Source organism: Pseudoalteromonas sp. SR43-5, from assembly GCF_014163835.1.
GTDB lineage: Bacteria > Pseudomonadota > Gammaproteobacteria > Enterobacterales > Alteromonadaceae > Pseudoalteromonas > Pseudoalteromonas distincta.
Genome location: NZ_JACJEA010000009.1, coordinates 57,350 through 77,104 on the forward strand (window position 1 = coordinate 57,350; position 19,755 = coordinate 77,104).

The following is a 19,755-nucleotide window of genomic DNA, read 5'->3' on the forward strand; positions in this document are numbered from 1 at the left end:
ACAATAAAGGGAATATGCTCAACCGGTGAGCTTATGCTCATTTCTGAGTTGCACTAAAAAGTTGCACAATATTAATCGCGCTTAACTCGTTATACTTAAATTAGCTAAACCAAACAGTGTTAATAAGGTGACAAGATGAATACTAATATTGAGCTAGTGATATTTGATTGTGATGGCGTTGTTATTGATAGCGAAATTTTAAGCGCACAAGTACTCATTAATATGCTTGTTGAAAAAGGCGTTGAGATTGACCGCGCTTATGTACAGCAACACTTTTTAGGCTGCAACTTTAAAACAGTAAGCCAAAAAATAGCGGATGCATTTAATGTCACTCTTCCTGAAAGCTTTGAAGGTGACTACCGCGAGGCACTATTAAACGAATTTGAAACCGGACTAACCACGACTGATGGTATAGAAGACGTACTTAACAATTTAGCTGTGCCTATTTGTATAGCTACAAGCAGTAGCCCAGCACGCACCGCAAAAGCGTTGAGCGTAGTGAGTTTAAGTAAGTACTTTAGCGATACGGTTTTTACCAGCAGCGAAGTTAAGCGTGGTAAACCGGCGCCTGATTTATTTTTACATGCAGCTAAGCAAATGGGTGTAAAGCCAGAGCATTGCTTAGTAATTGAAGACAGTAAAGCCGGCGTAAATGCAGGAATTGACGCTAATATGCAAGTACTGCATTACAGCGGTGGGCAACATATGCAAGGCTCTGTTAATCATGTACACAGTGCTTACCCAAATGTTGATCATTTAACGCATTGGCAAGATTTTTTTAGTGCATACCCTGCACTTAAAAAGCAGTAAACACGCAGCTTTTTAAATAAACAAAGTTTTAAACGCGATTTGCTCGCCTTACACACTGACAGGCAAGCAAACGCAAAATATAAATGTAGATGGTTTTGCTTTACTAAAAATAAAACAAAACATGGCAAAAGATCATGCGTTTATAAGCCAAATTATAAAAGGCAAAGTATTTAGGTACTATACCAATCTGCTTGAATATGGGGTTTATTTAACGATAAGAAAATTGCACTGTAACTAGGCAAAAATTTTTATATCTAGTTGTTCTAAATATAAAATTTTTAACGACGTTATGGGGTAATTTAACTCGTTAAATTATTCAAATAGTTATGCAGATTGGTATCAAATGCTTTGCTGTTAACAATAGGAAATACCATGGCAACGAGTCCACACACACAAACATTTAAAGATGTAAACGAAGAGCAACTTCCTGTTGCTAATAATAAGCTTCACGGCTGGAAGCATTTTGCAGGGCTATACGCCGGCGAACATGTTGCGGCTACTGAATTTGTTATTGGTGCAACGTTTGTTGCATTAGGCGCTTCAACCATCGACATTCTACTGGGTTTATTAATAGGTAATCTGTTAGCAATGTGTTCTTGGTGGCTGATTACTGCACCCATTGCAGTAGAAACCCGCTTAAGTTTATATAACTACTTAAACAAAATTGCTGGTAACTCAATGACCAAGCTCTATAACTGGGCTAACGTGGTTATTTTTAGTGTTATATCGGCCGCGATGATCACGGTATCCTCCACCGCCGTGCGGTTTTTGTTTGATATACCTGCGCAACTTGATTGGTATCCAAATAGCTTTTGGTTTGTAGCCATTGTTTTAGCTGTTGGCTCCATTGTTGTATTTGTTGCGATGTATGGCTTTTCTACGGTTGCTGACTTTTCAAAGCTGTGTGCGCCGTGGCTATTTGTTATATTTATTGCAGGCTCGTTTGCGTTATTCCCTGAGCTTTCAAATCACGTATTAGGTTCTACCTCTTTAACTAGCTTTAGCGACTTTATGACCATAGGTGACTCCTCCATATGGACGGGCACCAATGCCGATGGTGAAAAGGGCATTGGCCTATTAGAAGTGATTGGCTTTGCATGGGCTGCTAACTCAATAACTCACTTTGGTTTAATCGACATGGCTATTTTTAGATTTGCTAAACGCAAAAGCTATGGTTTGTTTTCTGGTGTGGGCATGTTTTTTGGTCATTACTTAGCGTGGATCTCTGCCGGTATTATGGGCGCAGGTGTTGCGGTATTACTTAAAACAACTATTTCATCACTTGATCCGGGCGATGTTGCATACCATGCATTAGGTTGGACTGGTTTTGTTATTGTAATTATTGCCGGTTGGACTACAGCTAACGCAAACCTTTACCGTGCAGGCCTTGCAGCGCAATCTATATTTGTTAATCAATCACGTGAACGCACCACCGCTATTGTAGGTGTTGTAACCGTAATTATTGCGTGTTTCCCGTTTGTATTTTCTCAAATGCTTCCGCTACTTACATACGCAGGCTTATTAGTTGTACCAGTAGGCGGCATTGTGTTTGCTGAGCATGTGTTATTTCCTAAAATTGGCCTAACACGTTACTGGGCTAAATATAAAAATATTACCCGCAGCGTACCGGCTATAGCATCTTGGGCGTTAGCACTTGTGTTTGGCTTTGGCTTAAACGCAATTGATGTAATGTCGTTTTACTACTTGTTTATTCCTACATGGATTTTCACCATTGTTGTTTACACGCTTTTAGCTAAAAAATACGGCGCTGGTGACGACTACACACAAGAAATTGCAGCAGAAAAACAAGAGCAACGTGATATTAAAGAATATCAAGCAGCTGAGGCTAAAGACATTCCAAAGCCAGTAATTGACAGCTCTGTATTTACAAAAGTACTTAACGCAGTTTCTACGGTTTCACTGGTTATTATTTTCATATTTGCCAGCCAAGTGATGTTTTTCAGTGAAACTATGAGTATGTACAGCGCTAATAAATCGCAATTCGAAATAGCCTGTTTTATTTGTACTGTTATTTATTTTGTTACTGCGTACTGGTCGTTAAAACGCCATAAAGTACTCAACACAGCATCGTAATACAGTATCGTAATTTATATTTTATCTTTGTTTAGTAAGGTCACACCATGACACAATACCAACACACTGACGCTCTAGTTACAGGGCTAAACCAACAGAGCTTGGCTCAATTACCAAGCCATGTTGATACACCAACCTACGACCGTAGCGCAGTTAAAGCCGGTATTGTACATATTGGTGTGGGCGGTTTTCATCGTGCTCACCAAGCAGTGTATGTTAACGAGCTTTTAAAAACTCCGGGCTCTGAGCAATGGGGTATATGCGGTGTTGGTCTTTTAGAGGGTAACCGTGGTCTGCGTGATATTTTAAAGCAGCAAGATTACCTTTACACGCTTACTGTTAGACACCCAGACGGTACAATAGATAACAAAGTAATTGGCTCAATGATCGACTTTTTGTTTGCTCCAGAGGACAAACAAGCGGTAATTAATAAGCTAGCGCACAGCGATACTAAAATTGTGTCGCTTACTATTACCGAAGGCGGTTACAACTTTAACCCTGCAACGGGCGAGTTTGATTACAGTAATCCAGATATTATTAACGACATTAATAACCCGAACGACCCAATTACAGCGTTTGGCTACATTACTGCTGCGTTAAAACTTCGTAAAGAGCAAGGCCTAGGCGCGTTTACAGTACAGTCGTGCGATAACATTCAGCACAACGGTAACGTAACACGCAAAATGCTTTTAGCCTTTGCTACAGAACAAGACAAAGACCTAAGCGAGTGGATTGAGCAAAACGTATCGTTTCCAAATGCGATGGTTGACCGTATTACACCGGTATCTAAAAAGAGTGATATTGATTATGTGGTTGATGCATATGGTGTTAGCGACGAGTGGCCAATTACCTGTGAGTCGTTTACACAATGGGTAATAGAGGACACATTTAGTGACTCTCGTCCAAATTGGGATGTTGTTGGTGCTCAGTTTGTTACTGATGTAACGCCTTATGAAACCATGAAAATACGTTTACTTAATGCAGGGCATTCTGTACTTGGTTTATTAGGTTCAATCCATGGCTACGGCACTATTGACGAAACGGTATCGGATGAATTATTTGCCACATACCTACGTGCTTTTATGGATAAAGAAGTAACCCCAAATCTTGAACCACTTGAAGGCATTGACCTTGAAAGCTACAAAGATACGTTAATAGAGCGTTTTGCTAATCCTAATATTAAAGACAGCCTAGCGCGTATCTGTAGTGAAAGCTCAGCTAAACTGCCTAAGTTTTTAATTGCCACAATTAACGAAAACCTAGTACAAGGTCGAGATGTATCACTGGCAACGCTTGTTATTGCTACTTGGTGTTTGTACAGCGATAAAGGTTTAAGTGAAAACGGCGAGCAACTTGAAATTCAAGATGCGATGCACAAAGAGCTTAATTCTTACGCGCAAGAGACTCAAACTAGCCCGATTGCATTTTTAAAGTTAACGAGCTTGTTTGGTAAGCTTGAGCATAACGAAACGTTTACTGCTGAATATAAAAAGTTGATTGCTGCGTTGTATGCACCTAATAGTAAAATTAAAGCCATTATGCAGGCTGTACTTGATCAAAAGAGTAACTAATTATGAGCATTTTAATTAATCATAAATCAGGCGAAAACGTAAGTGTTAGCTGTTTTGGCGAAGTACTGTGGGATTGTTTTGATTCAGGTAAACGCTTAGGTGGCGCGCCACTTAACATGTGTGTGCGTATTAACTCACTTGGCATTAAAGCCGACATGATCAGCGCTGTTGGTAACGACGAGTTAGGCGCTGAGCTACTTGGCGAAATTACTAGCAAAGGCGTAAGCTGCGAATACATTGCTATTAATAGTGACAAAAAAACTAGCACGGTTGAGGTAACGCTCGACAGTGGCGGCTCTGCAAGTTATGAAATAGTGGCAGACTCTGCGTGGGATAATATAGCGCTTACCGATGAGTTACTTAGTAAAGTTAAAAGTAGCGATGTATTTGTATTTGGCAGCCTAATTGGGCGAAGCGAAGCGTCTTTAGCAACATTAAATCAACTAGTTGATGTAGCAAACTTTAAAGTATTTGACGTAAATCTACGTGCACCGCATTACAAGCTAGAAACACTTGTAGATTTAATGAATAAAGCAGACTTTATTAAGTTAAACGATGAAGAGCTATACGAAATTGCAAAAGCGATGGGTTGTAAGTTTCATTCGCTTGAACAAAATTTAGCGTTTATAGCACAGCAAACAAATACCGATTACTTATGTGTAACCAAAGGTAGCCACGGTGCTTTATTAACAATCAAAGGCGAGAATTTTTATAATTCAGGTTATTTAATTAGCGTAATTGACACTGTTGGCGCAGGGGATTCGTTTTTAGGTTCGTTAATTTATCAGCTTTGTAGCAACGACGACGCGCAATATGCCGTTGACTTTGCATGTGCCGTTGGAGCAATGGTCGCCGAAAGTTCTGGTGCAACACCTACTTTAACGCATCAACAAATTAGTGAGTTTATGAACCCACTTTAAAAAAACATTGTGTGTGAAAGCGGTTATACGTAAAAGTTTAACCGCTTTTTTTGTGCCTAAAATAAGACATAGGCGATAAGTGAGTGTTAAGTGCGCAGGTTGCGTAAATAGTGGCTTATATCGATTATTGTATTAGCTAAACGTCTTATTGTTTGAGGGTTAAAGCTTTGTTATCGTTCGTCGATTATTCACGGATTGAAAAGGCGGGGCGACACACAATGCGCTCTATAACTAAAATACAAAAAGAGAAACGTGCTTTATGATCATCTTTTTTATCTGCCTCACTATTTTAATACTGGGCTATAAGTTTTACAGCCCATTTGTTGAAAAACAAGCCGGTTTGGATTCAACTGCTGACACACCACAAAAACGCTTTAGCGAAGGTGTTGATTACGTAGCTATTCACCCTGTACGAGCATTTTTAATTCAGTTTTTAAACATTGCTGGCGTAGGTCCAATATTTGGCCCAATTTTAGGTGCTTTATACGGACCAGTTGCACTAGTATGGATTGTACTTGGTAATGTTTTAGGTGGAGCTGTACACGACTTCTTCTCAGGTGTAATGAGTATAAAAGAAGACGGTAAAAGCCTACCAGAAATCGCAGGCCATTATTACAACGTCGTATTTAAAGGCTTTATGCTTGTATTTACTGCCATGCTACTGTTTTTTGTAGGTGTAGTATTTATTATGAGCCCTGCCGGTTTGCTAAGTAACCTTGATTTTTTTGAAGGTACAATACTGGCAAACAACACCTTTTGGGTACTTGCTATTTTAGCGTATTACTTTTTAGCTACCTTGCTACCAATTGATAAAATTATCACTAAGTTTTACCCAATTTTTGGTGCGCTAATGATTGTAATGACAGTGGCAATTGCTATTTCATTACTTATTAATGCGCCGCACTTACCTGTACCAAGTGACTTTTTAGCTTACTTTGAAGCTGATCACGCACATGACTTTTTAGAGCCAAACCCAGATGGATTACCAACATGGCCATTGTTATTTATAACAATTACCTGTGGTGCTATTAGTGGTTTTCACTCTACTCAAGCGCCTATTATTGCGCGCTGTTTAACTAACGAAAAATACGTACGTCCAGTTTATTACGGCGCTATGATGTGTGAAGGTATTGTAGGTTGTGTATGGGCACTTGCTGGTATTGCAGCGTTCCCAGATGGTTACGCAGGCTTAAAAGCATTGCTTGACCAAGGTGGTCCAGGCTTAGTTGTTAACCATGTAGCTAACAGTTACTTAGGCGTATTTGGCGGTATAATGGCAATTATTGCAGTAGCCGTATTCCCAATTACTTCTGGTGATACAGCGTTCCGCTCATTACGTTTAACTGTTGTTGATGCGTTTAATATTCCACAAAGCTTACGTAATCGCTTACTAGTGGCGGTGCCTATACTTGCTATAGCGTACTTTATGACGAAGCTCGATTTCTCGTTAATTTGGCGCTACTTTGCATTTTCAAACATGCTGCTTTCTACAAGCGTATTATGGCTTGCCACTAAGTACTTGTTTGACCGTGGTACATTCCATTGGATTGCCAGTGTTCCTGCTGTTATAGCAACAGCGGTAACGGTTTCTTATATTGGCACTGCAGCAATTGGTCTTAACTTATCAAGCGATTTAGGTAAACCTATTGGCGCTGTAGTAACAGTGATTGGCTTAATTGTTTTAGCAATTGTGCACTCTAAGCATAAAGTTAAACCAACAGCGGTTTAATAATCACATAAGTTATTTCAAGCATTAAAAAAGCGAGCTATTGATAATCAATAGCTCGCTTTTTTTGTGTACTAAATTTAGGTATTACTGAGTTGCAAGTTCAAAGTAACTATTATCGTCGAGCGTTTTGCTTATCATCATAGCGCCCTCAAGCAGGCTCACTGTTTGAATAGCTGCTTGAGCGGGGTTAGGCTCACCATTAGTTAAGTGTGCAGCGCTAAGCCATGTTAGGTTTTGATTAAAAAAGCGTTTTACTTCAAGGCGTACTTTATCTGGAAGGCTATCGCTTTCGGCTCCTAGTAACCCACATAAACACATTTTTTTATCGATTACTAATGCACGTCTAAAAAGCTGAGTGTACACATCAATAGGATTTTTACCGCTTGCTTTAAGCTCGCTTGGCTCGCCTAACGCAGCTAAAAAAGAATTAGTATATTGATGAGCAAGCTCAGCACCTAAATCGGCCTTAGTCGCAAAGTGATAGTGCACACTGGCGCTTTTAATGCCGACTTCGCAGGCTAGCTCTCTAAAACTAAAATTACTGTATCCGCCAAGGCGCACCTTGTTTTCAGCGGCTTTTAATAAAGCTTCTTTTTTACTCATTTTTAATATTTCCTATCTGCAGTAACACCAGTTTTATTAAAAACATGATCATTGTATCGCATTAAATAACACACTAACTGCGTTAAAAATTATTTATACAGAATAACTAGATGTCATGATTTTCGCCTCGTTATTGCGCTATTTTCCTAGCGCAATAATAGATCACTTATTTAATGCAATTGGTACAGCAAAATTATCGACCAGTAGGTAGTTATTTACAAGTGTTTTTACTTTTAAGCAACTCCATAATTTTATTATGAATTAAGTTAAATCCCATAAACCAGAAAAATTTAAACGTTGACTTAAATTTAGTTTAATATTATAAATTACCTATCGATAGGTAGGCTCCGCCATTGGCTCACTTTTAAACAATAAAGATAGAGATTGCTATGAAAATTTATGATGTAGAAAACTTTCCAAATCCACTTCGTGTTCGTATCGCTTTAGCTGAAAAAAATGCCACTTCAAATGTTGAGTTTGTACCTGTTGATTTATTAAATGGTGAACACAGAACAAAAGCCTTTTTAGCTAAAAATCCATTAGCAGGTGTACCCGTATTAGAGCTAGATGACGGCACGTTTATATCAGAAAGTACCGCTATTACTGAGTATATTGATACCGCATTTGAAGGCCCATCTTTAATGGGTGAAACCGCAAAAGAGCGTGCAGTAATTAACATGATGCAAAAACGCGCAGAATCTATGGTGCTTGACGCTGTGGCAACTTACTTTCATCATGCAACTGATGGCTTAGGTCCAGAGCTTGAAACGTATCAAAATGTGGCTTGGGGTGAAAAACAAGGCGAAAAAGCACGCCAAGGGTTTAGCTATTTTAATGATGTACTAGCGCAATCGGCGTTTGTTGCAGGTGAGCAGTTTAGTATTGCTGATATTACATTGTATGCTGGGATGGTATTTGCTGGATTTGCACAAATAGCAATCCCGAATGAGTTAACCCATTTAGTTGCATGGCAAGAAAAAGTAGCAAAACGCCCAAGTGTTGCAGCTTAATTAGGTTATTAGTTTAAAATTTAAGTGGAGTTACGCTTAGGAGCCAAATATGAAAATTGCTGCCGATTTTAGTAAACGAGTTGTGGTACATAGCGAATCACTTCCGTGGGTTGCATCGCCAATGGCGGGCGTTGATAGGCGAGCGCTCGATAGAGTGGGCGACGAAGTTGCTCGCGCAACGACCATTGTTCGTTATGCACCTGGGAGTGAATTTTCGCCGCATGTACATACAGGCGGTGAAGAGTTTGTTGTGCTTGAAGGGGTATTTCAAGATGAACATGGTGACTTTGCGGCAGGTTCTTATATCCGTAACCCACCGCAATCAAAGCACAAACCGGGGTCTGAAAATGGCTGCGTTATATTTGTAAAGTTATGGCAGTTTCAGCCAGATGATCGAACCCACGTGCGTTTACAAACGGACTTGATGCAAAGTACGGCGCACCCTAGTTTTAAAAATGTAGCCGTAACCCCTTTATACAAAGACGATTTTGAAGACGTAAGCTTGTTGGACTTTAAGCCCAACGCCTGCATGGTTATAAGCGCAAAAGGCGGAGCTGAGCTGCTAGTACTTGAAGGCTCATTTGATGAGCAAGCCGATACCCTTGTAAAAAACAGTTGGTTAAGAGTGCCTATTAATAGCTCTGTTAACGTTAAAGCGGGAAGTAATGGTGCAAAAGTATGGCTTAAAACGGGCCATTTAACTGATGTAGAAAACCAGATATCTCGCGTACAAAATGCGTAATTGAGTCGTTTATTTGAGACTATTTAATGATCTAGCTCAGAACTATTTATTGATTTAGTTCAGGACTATTTATTGATTTAGTTCAGGACTAATTAATTTTAGAAGGTGTACTTTTACCACTCAGCCTATTTAAGGAGAGCAGTAATGGTACACACAACACATGGTTTATCGATTGGTCTTGAACGTGCAGGAAGAGAGTTTTTTTTAAAACTTAAAGCCGTTGGTACGCTTACTCACGACGACTACAAAATAATTACCCCAATGATAAATTCAGCTCTTGGCGAAGTTAAGCACCCAGTTGTAAACGCCTTAATAGATGGTAGCGAGCTTGAAGGTTGGGAATTACGCGCAGCGTGGGACGACCTCAAGTTAGGTGTTAAGCACTCTAAAGAATTTAAAAAAGTAGCTATTTACGGTAATAAAGAGTGGCAAGCTCGAATGGCCAAAATAGGTAACTGGTTTATATCGGGTGAGGTTCAATACTTTGAAAATGCTACCGCAGCCATAGATTGGCTAGACGAATAATAAATCCCTTCTTTCAAAAAATAGCGCTTACAAAGCGCTATTTCAACTCTTAAATAAAGGACTTATAGCGAACGTTTAATAGTTTTCGCTTATTGTTAAGTATCAATTTTATCAAAATACGTTACTAAGCTATCAATAAATGAACGAAGTGCAAGTGACTGATGTTTCCTAGAGCGGTAAATACCGTATATGTTCAAAGTTTGTGGTTTAAGGTGTGGTAGTAAATGTATTAACGTTCCATTATTTATATATTTCTGCGCAGCAAACTTAGGTTGTAGAGTTATTCCTTGATTATTAAGAGCAGCTTTTAACAGTAAGCTCGAATCATTAGCACTGAAGTTACCAGCAATCGCTACAGATACGGGTTTTTCAGGGTGTGAAAAATGCCACATACTTTTTTCAAACCGTGAATAGTTCAAACAGTTATGGCGACTCAAATCATCCGTAGTTATAGGCTTAGAGTTTTTTTCTAAATATTCTGGGCTTGCACATAATACTGAATGGCATTTCCCAAGTGGGCGAGCAATTATATTAGGATCTAAGTCATTGGTAATTCTAATTGCTAAATCTATTCGCTCTTCTACCAAATTTGTAACGTGATTACTAATTTGTACATCAATACTGACTTCGGGATGAGCGTGCAAGAATTGTTGCAACATATCTGGTAGTACATCATGTGCTAAAAAAGGCGAGCACGACAACCTAATTTGCCCGTTTAATCTGTTATTACTTTCTATTGGCGCACTGATGTTTTGGGCGATGGCAATGAGCTCTCGGCTATGATTAAGTACTTTTTCACCCTCTGACGTGAGTGTTATTTTTCTTGTTGACCGATGGAGTAGTTGGGTATTTGCCCACTTTTCCATTTGATTCAAATACCGTGTAACCATAGATCTAGACATATCTAAAGCACGGGCAGCACCGGCTAGACTTTTCTGCTCTACAATTTTTATAAATACATCAGCTGCAATAATTCTATCCATTCACTTTGCCTATATGTTCGATTTATGCAACAGATAGTTGCATTCTGCCTAGTTTTTCATTCTTAAATTGCAACATACAATAGCCTCATCTTAACGAAATAACAAACAGGCTACTGAGAATGAAAAAAGTTAAACACGTATTAGCAGCAACAGCTTTATTAGCAAGCACATTAATGCAACCGGTATTAGCGCAAAGTGAATTAGTTGTTGATGTATATAACCCACAAGACAAAAGTATTTTTGCTGTTTCATCAAGCATTATAAGTGGTGATAACGAAGTGTTATTAGTGGATGCCCAATTTCAGCGTAATGATGCACAAGCATTGGTTGAAAAAATAAAAGCGAGCGGTAAAACATTAACAGCTGTTTATATTAGTCACAGCGACCCTGATTTTTACTTTGGTTTAGATGTAATTAAAGCTGCTTTTCCAAAAGCAAAGTTATTAGCGACTAAATCAACAGTAGAGAATATTAAGCGCTCAATGCAAGGAAAGTTAAATTATTGGGGGCCTATTTTAAAGAGCAATGCACCTAAAGAACTTATTTTGCCAGAAGTAATGCTATCTAATAGCCTAACTATAGATGGGAAAGAAATTATTATTAAAAATTTACAGCATGATCCAAAGCATACTTACCTTTGGATCCCTTCTATAAAAACAGTGCTGGGTGGGGTTGTAGTATTTGATCAAATGCATGTGTGGTTGGCCGATTCGAGCACTGCTGCAGAGCGTCAAACTTGGCAGTCAACATTAGATAACATCGAGAATTTAAAACCACAGACTGTTATTCCAGGTCATTTTTTACAGGGCAGTAAACAAGACCTTTCTGGTGTGTCATTCATGAAAGGATACTTAAATAAAGCGGATAGCGCTGCAAAAAATGCAAAAAACTCAACTGAATTTGTAGAGATAATGACTCAAGCTTACCCTGATTTAGGTGCAAGAAGCATTTTAGAGTTGGGCTCAAAAGTGGTTATGGGTGAGATGCAATGGCACTAAGTGCCCTTGCGTTAAGCAATTATTTAGATAGGAAATATTAATGAAAAACGTAACGTTACATATAATTGTTGACCCTTTATGTGGTTGGACTTACGGCAGCGTGCCCTTGATCACCGCTGCTGAAAATATTGATGGTTTAATTGTAAAAGTACACAGTGGAGGTATGCTAACAGGTGATAATGTCAAACCTGTGACTCCTGCATGGCGTGAATTTGCACTTAAAAACGACAGTGTCATAGCGAAGAAAACCGGTCAGGTATTTGGTAGTAACTATACTGATGGGCTTTTAAAAACCAACGATATTATACTCAACTCGGCTCCGGCTATTACCGCTATATTGGCAGCGCAAGAGCTTGGTATATCAGGTGGGGAAATGCTTAATAGTATTCAACATGCTTATTATGCTCAGGGTAAAAACATTATGCAGCTGCATGTACTGACTGATATTGCATTGGAGCTGGGTTTAAACAAGGCCTTATTTGAAACCCACTTTAATGCGCTAGAAGGCGGTGCAACAGATCAACATATAGCACAAAGCCGAGGCTTATTGCACGATATTCATGGGCAAGGCTTTCCTAGTGCAGCATTTGAATTTAACACAGGTAAGTGGCAAAAAGCCGATATAGCCCATTATTATGGAAAAACTGAGCAGTGGGTTACCTACTTACAGCAATCAGTTGCGCTAGTATAGTGTGATGAAATTTCTAAATAATAAAGCTGTTTATATTACAGCTTTATTGAGCTTCCTTTTTATAGTGCAAGGGTGTGCAAAAATGAACAACATAGACATAATTAAAAGTACGTATGAAGGCAAAACATCACAAGAGAATGGGCAAAATTTAGTTGCTCATGCAAGTGATACTATTACTTGGAAAGAGGCTGACGGTTTTGCTTATGCTGGTACATACCATGGTATGAATGACATTACTGAACATGTTTTTCAAAAGCTTGCAAGCGAGTGGTATAACTACACGTTTACGCCACAAAACTACTTATCCCAAGATGATACTGTTGTAGTGTATGGCACGTACTCTGGTACTTATATTAAAACGGGTAAAAAAATGCAAGCTAGGGTCGCGCATATTTGGCAGCTTAAAAATCAAAAAATAACGCACTTTGAACAAATAGTGGATAGTAAAATGGTGTTTGATGCTATGCAGTAACTACGCGTTACTGCATATATTTGAACTTAAAAAACATTAGGTCTATTAAAGTACATCAGCCAGCACAGGTAATGCCGGAAATGCCCCTTTAGCTAAACACGCTTTAGAGCCACATTTAAGAGCGAAGTGCAGGGCGCCTTTTACGCTCGCTTTATCATTTAGTTTATCTGCTAGTGGTAAATCACTTCCTAAGTTATTTAAGTAGTATAAAACCCCCGCTATAAATGCATCACCTGCGCTTGTTGTATCTACGGCGTTTATTTTTGGTGCCGATTCGTTAAGTGTAAATGCGCTGTGGTAAACCGTGGCAGGCTCTGGTCCATCGGTTAAAAACACCAGTTTTACTCCGGTATTTAATAGCATTTGAATGTAATCATCGCTCGTTGTATCGCTATGCTGAGCTAAAAAATTAAGTTCGTCACGCGAGAGTTTTACTATGTCACAATAGGTGTAACAGGCTTTTACATTGCTTGCTATATCGTTTGTGTTTTCCCACAAGCTGTAGCGTAAATTCACATCAAAACTGACGAGCTTATTATTCGCTTTTGCAAGTTCTAGCGCTTTAACCGTTGTGTTGGCAATTGCTGATTCGGTTAATGTGTTTGAACAAAAGTGTAGTGTGCTTATTTCTTGCCAATTTATATGCGCTAAATGCGCCTGCGTTAATAGTACATCGGCTGTGTTATGGCGATAAAAGCCAAAACTACGCTCGCCGGTTTCATCAAGGCTTACTATAACCATGGCGGTTTGTGAGCCTGGAATGGTAAATAAATAGTCTGTATTTACATTGTATTGCGCTAATGCATTACTTAATTGATTGGCAAAATGATCGTCCCCTTTACCACCACAAAATGCAGCCTCTGCGCCGAGTTTTGCGTAGCCAACAGCTACATTGGCAGGCGCGCCACCTGGTATAGGTAAATAGGCTGAGTTATTAGCATCTTGTGGCAGCATATCAATTAATAGCTCGCCTAAGCACAGGAGTTTAGTCATTTGGAATATCCTAAAAAGCCTAGCAAGGCTAGGCTAAAAAACGTGAAGGGTGTTATTTATTCATACTTTAAAAGGCGCTACAGTGACTACTCACCGCAGCGCAATACACACATTTAGTTAAAAGCGTATTTTAAAGTTACCGACGTTGTGCGGCCGTTAATAGTACGGGCACGAATAATGTTATTTTCAGGTACTGAACCTTCTTCTGCTTCTGTAATACCTACTGTATCGAAGAGGTTATTCACATTAAGCGCAATATTAAGGTTTTCAGATAAGTCATAGCTTACAAAGCCATTTACCTGTGTGTAGCCGTCAAATTGTAGATCGTTATTATCTTGAGCGTATGCATCGGTAGTACCAATGAAACTTACCCCTGCAGCGCCTTTTTCATAGTTGTAACGTGCCATTAATGAGTAAATTAAATCGGCTTGACGACGTGGCGTATTACCTACCACATCTGGATTAAGCGCATCTTTTGCTATTTCTGCATCGGTCCAGGTTAAATTACCGCGAAAATCCCATGCATCAATAAAGTAAGTAGATTCTATTTCAATCCCTTTTGCTTCGTATTCACGGTCAAAAAACGTTTGTGATGTTGCTTCAAAATTTTGCTCTTCAGTTTCGGCAAAAAACGCAGTAGCAAACACTGATAATGAATCAAAGCGCTTTTTAACACCAAACTCAAACTGGTTTACTTCATCAACAGCGTCTTCTTTTGCAACAGAGCCGTCGGCGCGTACTTTACCAAATAAAAGGCGGTCAGCATTTGCACGCCCACCTTTACTAATACGTGCAAACGTAGCAAGGCTTGGGTCAATTTGATAATTAGCACCAATTGAATAAGAAGAATAGTTCCAGTCATAGTTTACTGGGCTGGCGTTTGCTGTATCAATTCCAGCAACGTTTTGCTCAGGAATTGATATTTCACCGTCGCGGTTCATATCTACAGTTGATGTTACGGCACCTGCATAGTTACCGCGAGCTTCGCCACTGTCGTAACGGGCACTTGCATCAATGCTTACGTCGCCTAATTTAGTAGAGAATGCAACGTATGGTGCACGGGTGTCGTACTCTGTGTCGTAATCACGTTGGCAACAGTTTCCCCAGTAAGGTGTGCCATATGCATATAAACCATTTTCTGAAAATTCAGTACCGTCAGCTGCAGTAACATTTAATAATGCAGCATTGTCGCCTTTAAGCTCCATAAGGTATGAATTCCATAACCACGACATAGCAATGTTTTGTGTTGACGCGTAATAACCAAAGGTAATGCTGGTGTCATCATCAAACGATTTAGTTAGTTTAAAGTCGTTAACTAATGAATCGAAGTCGTTCATTGTTACGTCAAACGTATGAATTCGCATAGCAAGGTCGTCGTTAAATGCAGCGCCCGTGTTTGCGTTACTGAGTGTTGCGCCTACACCACCAATGCTCTGTGCAATAGATGATGCGCTGCCAACCTCTGCAGGAATAAGCGAGTTAAAGTTGCCGCTTATTGATGATTTACGAAAACGGTTTTCGATACGCCAATCGTTATCTAAATCAAATACAGCTTCAAAACCAACAGAGTCAACCTTTGGATTCATACCATCGCGAATATCGCCGCTACTGATTTGGTTTTCACCATTTAAACGTACTGTTTTAGTAAATAACGCTGAGTGAGGTGTGTCTGATTGCGCATCAAAGCCAGCAATAGAGTCACCATTTGAGTACATTGGCATAGGAAGGTAGCCAACACTCTTATCGTCTAAGTGTTTGTAATAAAGGCGAACGTAACCGTTGTCGAAATCTTTAGTAAGATTAGCTTTTATTTGGCCACCTTTATTAGACGTGTAACCTGTTTCGCGCGGGCCTTCGCCTTGTCGAACAAAGCCACCAACATGAAAACGCACGCTATCGGTTAAGTAAGTGCCGTATTCAAAGTCTGTACGAACGCTGTCGTAATCTAAGCCAAGTGTTGTAGATACACTGCCAGATTCGTTTTCGCCATTTTTAGAGATAAAGTTAATAATGCCACCAGGTGCATTACTTGCGGCAGTAGATGCTGAGCCACCACGAATCGATTCTATAGTTTGCACAGTGTTATCTAATCGCATAAAAATATCTGAATTACCAAAAGCGATATCACCGTATTGCAGTACAGGTAAACCATCTTCTTGTAATTGTAAAAATTTTGCACCGCCTGAAGCAACTGGCAGGCCACGAACAGCAATATTTGCATTACCTTCGCCACCTGTCGATTCTGCACGGATACCAGGAATGATTCTAAAAGCCTCGGCTGTTGAGCGAGGAGTAGACACCTGAACTTGTTCAAGTGATACGCTACTAACTGAAACGCTTGAAGCCATGATTGTTGTTCGACGTGGTACGCCGGTTACAACAATTGTTTCAAGACCTTTGTTTTGTGATGCTTCAGGTGTTGCTTGGTCTGTTTCTTGTGCGTTAACGCCTTGACTTACGGCAAGTGCTAAAGCGCTGATTAAATATAAAGGTGTATTGTGTGTTGTCATGTGAACGCCTCGTTGTGTTGAACCCAGTAGGATTTGTTATTTTCACTTAATCGATTAAGTAAAAATAACAAATATTTTACAATAAGCAAATTATTTTGTGTTTAATTTGCTCTTTTATTATTCATATGTTGATTTTAAAAGTATTTTTTATTGTATTGAGATACAAATTTATTAAGCTGTTGGGTTATTTTCTTGTAAAGCACTCATTGATGGGTCGCGTAAATAATTGAACAACATAGCTACAAATAAAATCACGGCAAACCCTGTTGCTAAGTAAAAGCCATAGCGCACATGGCCAAAGTAATCGCTGATCATACCCATAAATAAAGGAGCTAAAGCAGCCGATAATGCGGTAAAAAATAATATAACGCCGGCTACGGCTCCATGGCGCTCAGCAGGAAAACACGATATACCTTTAGAGTTTAAAGTTGGATAAACCATAGACATAAATAAACCTGAAAGAGGTAGTAACCCTACAGCCCAGTCAACGCCACCAATAAGTGTACCCACATAACAAAGCGCAATACCTAAGCTTAAATAAGCCATAACACCTTGCCAGCTATAACGATTTAGTAACCATACAGCAATAAAACGACCTGCAGCACGTAGTATAAAAAATATAGTAAGTGCATAAGTGGCAAGGAGTGGCCAAGAGCCTGTGTAGTCCTTTAATAGCGTTGGCATCCATACATAAATAGCCACTTCAGTCGCTACATAAAGTGCAATAGCTAAAGAAAAGCCAAGTGCATAAGGGTTTTTTACCATTTTCATGGTCGTGGCCAAAGAGGCTGGCTTTTCAGTTGTTTTAACTACGTCAGGGTAGTCTGCGCGCCATGCTAATAAAGCAAGGATTAAACACATTACGCCCGCAGTAATATACAGGTATGTCCAACTAACGTTTTGCACTAATAAAACACCAACTAGGGCAGGGCCTACAATAGCGCCAATGCCAAAAAAGCCCTCAACCTTGTTCATAGTTTTAGTATGGTCGTCGTTACTATGTGAAATATCGCCAAGCAATGCCAGTGCGCCGGTTTTAAATAAACCAATGGCCAGGCCTATGCAGCAAAGCAATACTAAAAAGAAAGTAAAACTGGTGCTAAATGCAAATAAAAAACAACTCGCGGAAAATATTAATAGACCTAGCATAATGGTTTTTTTACGGCCAAGGCTGTCAGCTAAAAAGCCTAAAAATAATCCACTAAAGGCAATGAGTGCCATAGGAGCGTAATGAAATGCACTAGCTTGAGTCATGCTTAAACCGAAATCTTTTATAAGTTCGGGGATTATCATGCCGACTGCGTCAGAGGTCATGGCAAACATAAAAAACATCATGTATGTAAGCCAGCGTATTTGTTGCAGTGGGTCGCTGCTTACGTGAGTGTGTGATTTTGTCATGTGTTTATTCCTCGTTAAATTCTCTATTAATACTTCGTAAGTCAGTCAGTTGCTTACTGTAGTATTACGTGAGACACGAAATTTGTATGTAAAATTATTAAAAATTACTTGTAAATTCTTACTCGCTAGTTAAAGATATATCTTAATCGATTAAGTTTCAACATGGTAATCACACAATGATGAAGAATAAAGTTCAATTGATCACATATGCTGATCGAATCACTGGCCAAAATATAGGCGCGCTAACCACACTTTTAAACGGCCCTTTAAAAGGCGTATTTGGTGGTGTGCACTTATTGCCATTTTACAATCCTATTGATGGCAGCGATGCTGGCTTTGACCCTATTGACCATAGTGAAGTTGATTCTAGAATAGGCACTTGGGAAGACATACAAGTATTAGGTAAAGATCTCGACTTAATGGCTGACCTAATTGTTAACCATGTATCGGCGCAGTCTTTTCAGTTTCAAGATGTATTAGCTAAAGGTAAGCAATCAGAATTTTGGGATTTGTTTTTAACCAAAGATGATGTATTTCCAAATGGTATGAGCGAAGCTGAGCAAAAAGCAATTTACCGCCCACGTCCTGGTAGTTGCTTTACCCCAATGAAATGTGGTGATGGTAAAACGTATGACTTCTGGACCACTTTTACCGATAACCAAATTGATATAAACGTAAAAGTAGAAGCCGGTGTTGCGTATTTAAATAACGTACTCACTAAATTTTCGGCTAACAATGTAAATATTATTCGTTTAGATGCGGCGGGTTACGCTATTAAGCAAGCTGGCACTAACTGCTTTATGCTTGATGAAACGTTTGGCTACCTAGATAACTTATCTAAGCAAGCAAACGATTTAGGCATGGAAACCATTGCAGAAATTCATAGCCATTATCAAACTCAGGTAGAAGTGGCAAAACGCGTAAATATGGTTTACGACTTTGCGTTACCACCGCTTATTTTACACAGCTTATTTAACAACGATGTAGATGCACTGCTCAAATGGTTACAAATTTCGCCACGTAATTGCTTAACTGTACTTGATACACATGACGGTATTGGCATTATTGACGCAGGTCCAATGGGCGACAAACCAGGGCTATTAAATGCGCAGCAGATTGATAACCTAGTAGAAACAATGCACGCCAACAGCAACAACCAAAGCCGCCAAGCTACGGGCGCTGCTGCGAGTAATGTCGACTTATATCAAGTTAACTGTACGTACTACAACGCATTAGGCGCTAAAGACTTTGATTACTTACTGTCGCGTGCAATTCAATTTTTTGCTCCAGGTGTACCACAAGTTTATTACGGCGGCCTATTTGCTTGCGAAAACGACATGGAATTACTGACAAATACAAATGTAGGCCGTGATATTAACCGCCCATATTTAGATGCAAATATAATCGACAAAGCCTTAAATAAGCCTGTAGTAAAAGGTTTAATTGAATTAATTAAAATTCGCAATTCACACCCTGCATTTGCAGGTGAATTTAGCGCCCAAGGTGAAGGCAGTATGTGTTGTTTATCGTGGCAACTAGATGAGCAAACTATTTCACTTACTGTTGATTTTAAATTACGCCATGCACTTATTACGCAGGTAAATGGTGATGAAGAAACAACGATTAACTTAAATTCATTTTTAGCTTAATGTTATAAAAGTAATTTACAAACGCCATGTAAAGCAAAAGCCAAGCTTAAGTAGCTT

Annotated in this window: 17 protein-coding genes; 12 read left to right on the top strand and 5 right to left on the bottom strand. The window is 39.3% G+C overall.

Features of this window, described 5'->3' with window-relative positions; genetic code table 11:
- Window positions 1–135 precede the first annotated feature (135 nt).
- From H5090_RS07165 to H5090_RS07185, 5 genes are all read left to right on the top strand, one after another.
- Window positions 136–810: an HAD family phosphatase gene (locus H5090_RS07165; protein ID WP_149593207.1), complete on the top strand. Its 675-nt coding sequence runs from the start codon at window positions 136–138 to the stop codon at window positions 808–810.
- A 372-nt stretch (window positions 811–1,182) separates the two neighbouring features.
- Window positions 1,183–2,904: a cytosine permease gene (locus H5090_RS07170; RefSeq protein WP_004334683.1), complete on the top strand. Its 1,722-nt coding sequence runs from the start codon at window positions 1,183–1,185 to the stop codon at window positions 2,902–2,904.
- 47 nt (window positions 2,905–2,951) lie between these two features.
- Window positions 2,952–4,475 (top strand): mannitol dehydrogenase family protein, encoded by a 1,524-nt coding sequence (locus tag H5090_RS07175; protein ID WP_182695365.1) that lies wholly within the window; start codon window positions 2,952–2,954, stop codon window positions 4,473–4,475.
- Between the two features lie 2 nt (window positions 4,476–4,477).
- Window positions 4,478–5,395 (top strand): carbohydrate kinase, encoded by a 918-nt coding sequence (locus H5090_RS07180; RefSeq protein ID WP_024595733.1) that lies wholly within the window; start codon window positions 4,478–4,480, stop codon window positions 5,393–5,395.
- Window positions 5,396–5,654: 259 nt separating this feature from the next.
- On the top strand, window positions 5,655–7,124 hold the full coding sequence (locus H5090_RS07185) for a carbon starvation protein A (protein ID WP_004334688.1): 1,470 nt from the start codon (window positions 5,655–5,657) through the stop codon (window positions 7,122–7,124).
- An 84-nt stretch (window positions 7,125–7,208) separates the two neighbouring features.
- On the opposite strand, the gene H5090_RS07190 is transcribed toward H5090_RS07185, so the two are convergent.
- Window positions 7,209–7,727 carry a TetR/AcrR family transcriptional regulator gene (locus H5090_RS07190; RefSeq protein WP_182695366.1) on the bottom strand — a complete coding sequence of 173 codons (519 nt, stop codon included), beginning with the start codon at window positions 7,725–7,727 and terminating at the stop codon, window positions 7,209–7,211.
- 389 nt (window positions 7,728–8,116) lie between these two features.
- Between H5090_RS07190 and H5090_RS07195 the strand changes: the two genes are divergently transcribed.
- The 3 genes from H5090_RS07195 to H5090_RS07205 all read left to right on the top strand — a co-directional run bounded on the left by H5090_RS07195 (window position 8,117) and on the right by H5090_RS07205 (window position 10,004).
- Window positions 8,117–8,737 carry a glutathione S-transferase family protein gene (locus H5090_RS07195; protein ID WP_182695367.1) on the top strand — a complete coding sequence of 207 codons (621 nt, stop codon included), beginning with the start codon at window positions 8,117–8,119 and terminating at the stop codon, window positions 8,735–8,737.
- 49 nt (window positions 8,738–8,786) lie between these two features.
- Window positions 8,787–9,479: a cupin domain-containing protein gene (locus H5090_RS07200; RefSeq protein ID WP_024595730.1), complete on the top strand. Its 693-nt coding sequence runs from the start codon at window positions 8,787–8,789 to the stop codon at window positions 9,477–9,479.
- Window positions 9,480–9,623: 144 nt separating this feature from the next.
- Window positions 9,624–10,004: an STAS/SEC14 domain-containing protein gene (locus H5090_RS07205; protein WP_002960091.1), complete on the top strand. Its 381-nt coding sequence runs from the start codon at window positions 9,624–9,626 to the stop codon at window positions 10,002–10,004.
- A gap of 95 nt (window positions 10,005–10,099) precedes the next feature.
- Here the strand turns inward: H5090_RS07205 and H5090_RS07210 are convergent, their stop codons facing one another.
- A complete protein-coding gene (locus H5090_RS07210) occupies window positions 10,100–10,987 on the bottom strand; it encodes a LysR family transcriptional regulator (RefSeq protein WP_024595729.1) in 888 nt (295 codons plus the stop codon).
- 119 nt (window positions 10,988–11,106) lie between these two features.
- Between H5090_RS07210 and H5090_RS07215 the strand changes: the two genes are divergently transcribed.
- From H5090_RS07215 to H5090_RS07225, 3 genes are all read left to right on the top strand, one after another.
- Window positions 11,107–11,985, top strand: coding sequence for an MBL fold metallo-hydrolase (locus H5090_RS07215; protein ID WP_024595728.1), 879 nt, complete (start codon window positions 11,107–11,109; stop codon window positions 11,983–11,985).
- A 40-nt stretch (window positions 11,986–12,025) separates the two neighbouring features.
- Window positions 12,026–12,676: a DsbA family protein gene (locus H5090_RS07220; RefSeq protein WP_182695368.1), complete on the top strand. Its 651-nt coding sequence runs from the start codon at window positions 12,026–12,028 to the stop codon at window positions 12,674–12,676.
- An 82-nt stretch (window positions 12,677–12,758) separates the two neighbouring features.
- Entirely contained in the window at window positions 12,759–13,148 is a 390-nt protein-coding gene (locus H5090_RS07225) for a nuclear transport factor 2 family protein (RefSeq protein WP_149603532.1), read from the top strand.
- Between the two features lie 45 nt (window positions 13,149–13,193).
- Here the strand turns inward: H5090_RS07225 and H5090_RS07230 are convergent, their stop codons facing one another.
- The 3 genes from H5090_RS07230 to H5090_RS07240 all read right to left on the bottom strand — a co-directional run bounded on the left by H5090_RS07230 (window position 13,194) and on the right by H5090_RS07240 (window position 18,049).
- Entirely contained in the window at window positions 13,194–14,141 is a 948-nt protein-coding gene (locus H5090_RS07230; RefSeq protein WP_182695369.1) for a carbohydrate kinase, read from the bottom strand.
- Window positions 14,142–14,254: 113 nt separating this feature from the next.
- On the bottom strand, window positions 14,255–16,651 hold the full coding sequence (locus H5090_RS07235) for a TonB-dependent siderophore receptor (RefSeq protein WP_024596984.1): 2,397 nt from the start codon (window positions 16,649–16,651) through the stop codon (window positions 14,255–14,257).
- Between the two features lie 171 nt (window positions 16,652–16,822).
- Window positions 16,823–18,049 (bottom strand): sugar MFS transporter, encoded by a 1,227-nt coding sequence (locus H5090_RS07240; protein WP_039488390.1) that lies wholly within the window; start codon window positions 18,047–18,049, stop codon window positions 16,823–16,825.
- A 176-nt stretch (window positions 18,050–18,225) separates the two neighbouring features.
- On the opposite strand from H5090_RS07240, the gene gtfA reads away from it, so the two are divergent.
- Window positions 18,226–19,698 (top strand): sucrose phosphorylase, encoded by a 1,473-nt coding sequence (gtfA, locus tag H5090_RS07245; protein ID WP_002960098.1) that lies wholly within the window; start codon window positions 18,226–18,228, stop codon window positions 19,696–19,698.
- The last annotated feature ends 57 nt before the right edge of the window (window positions 19,699–19,755 follow it).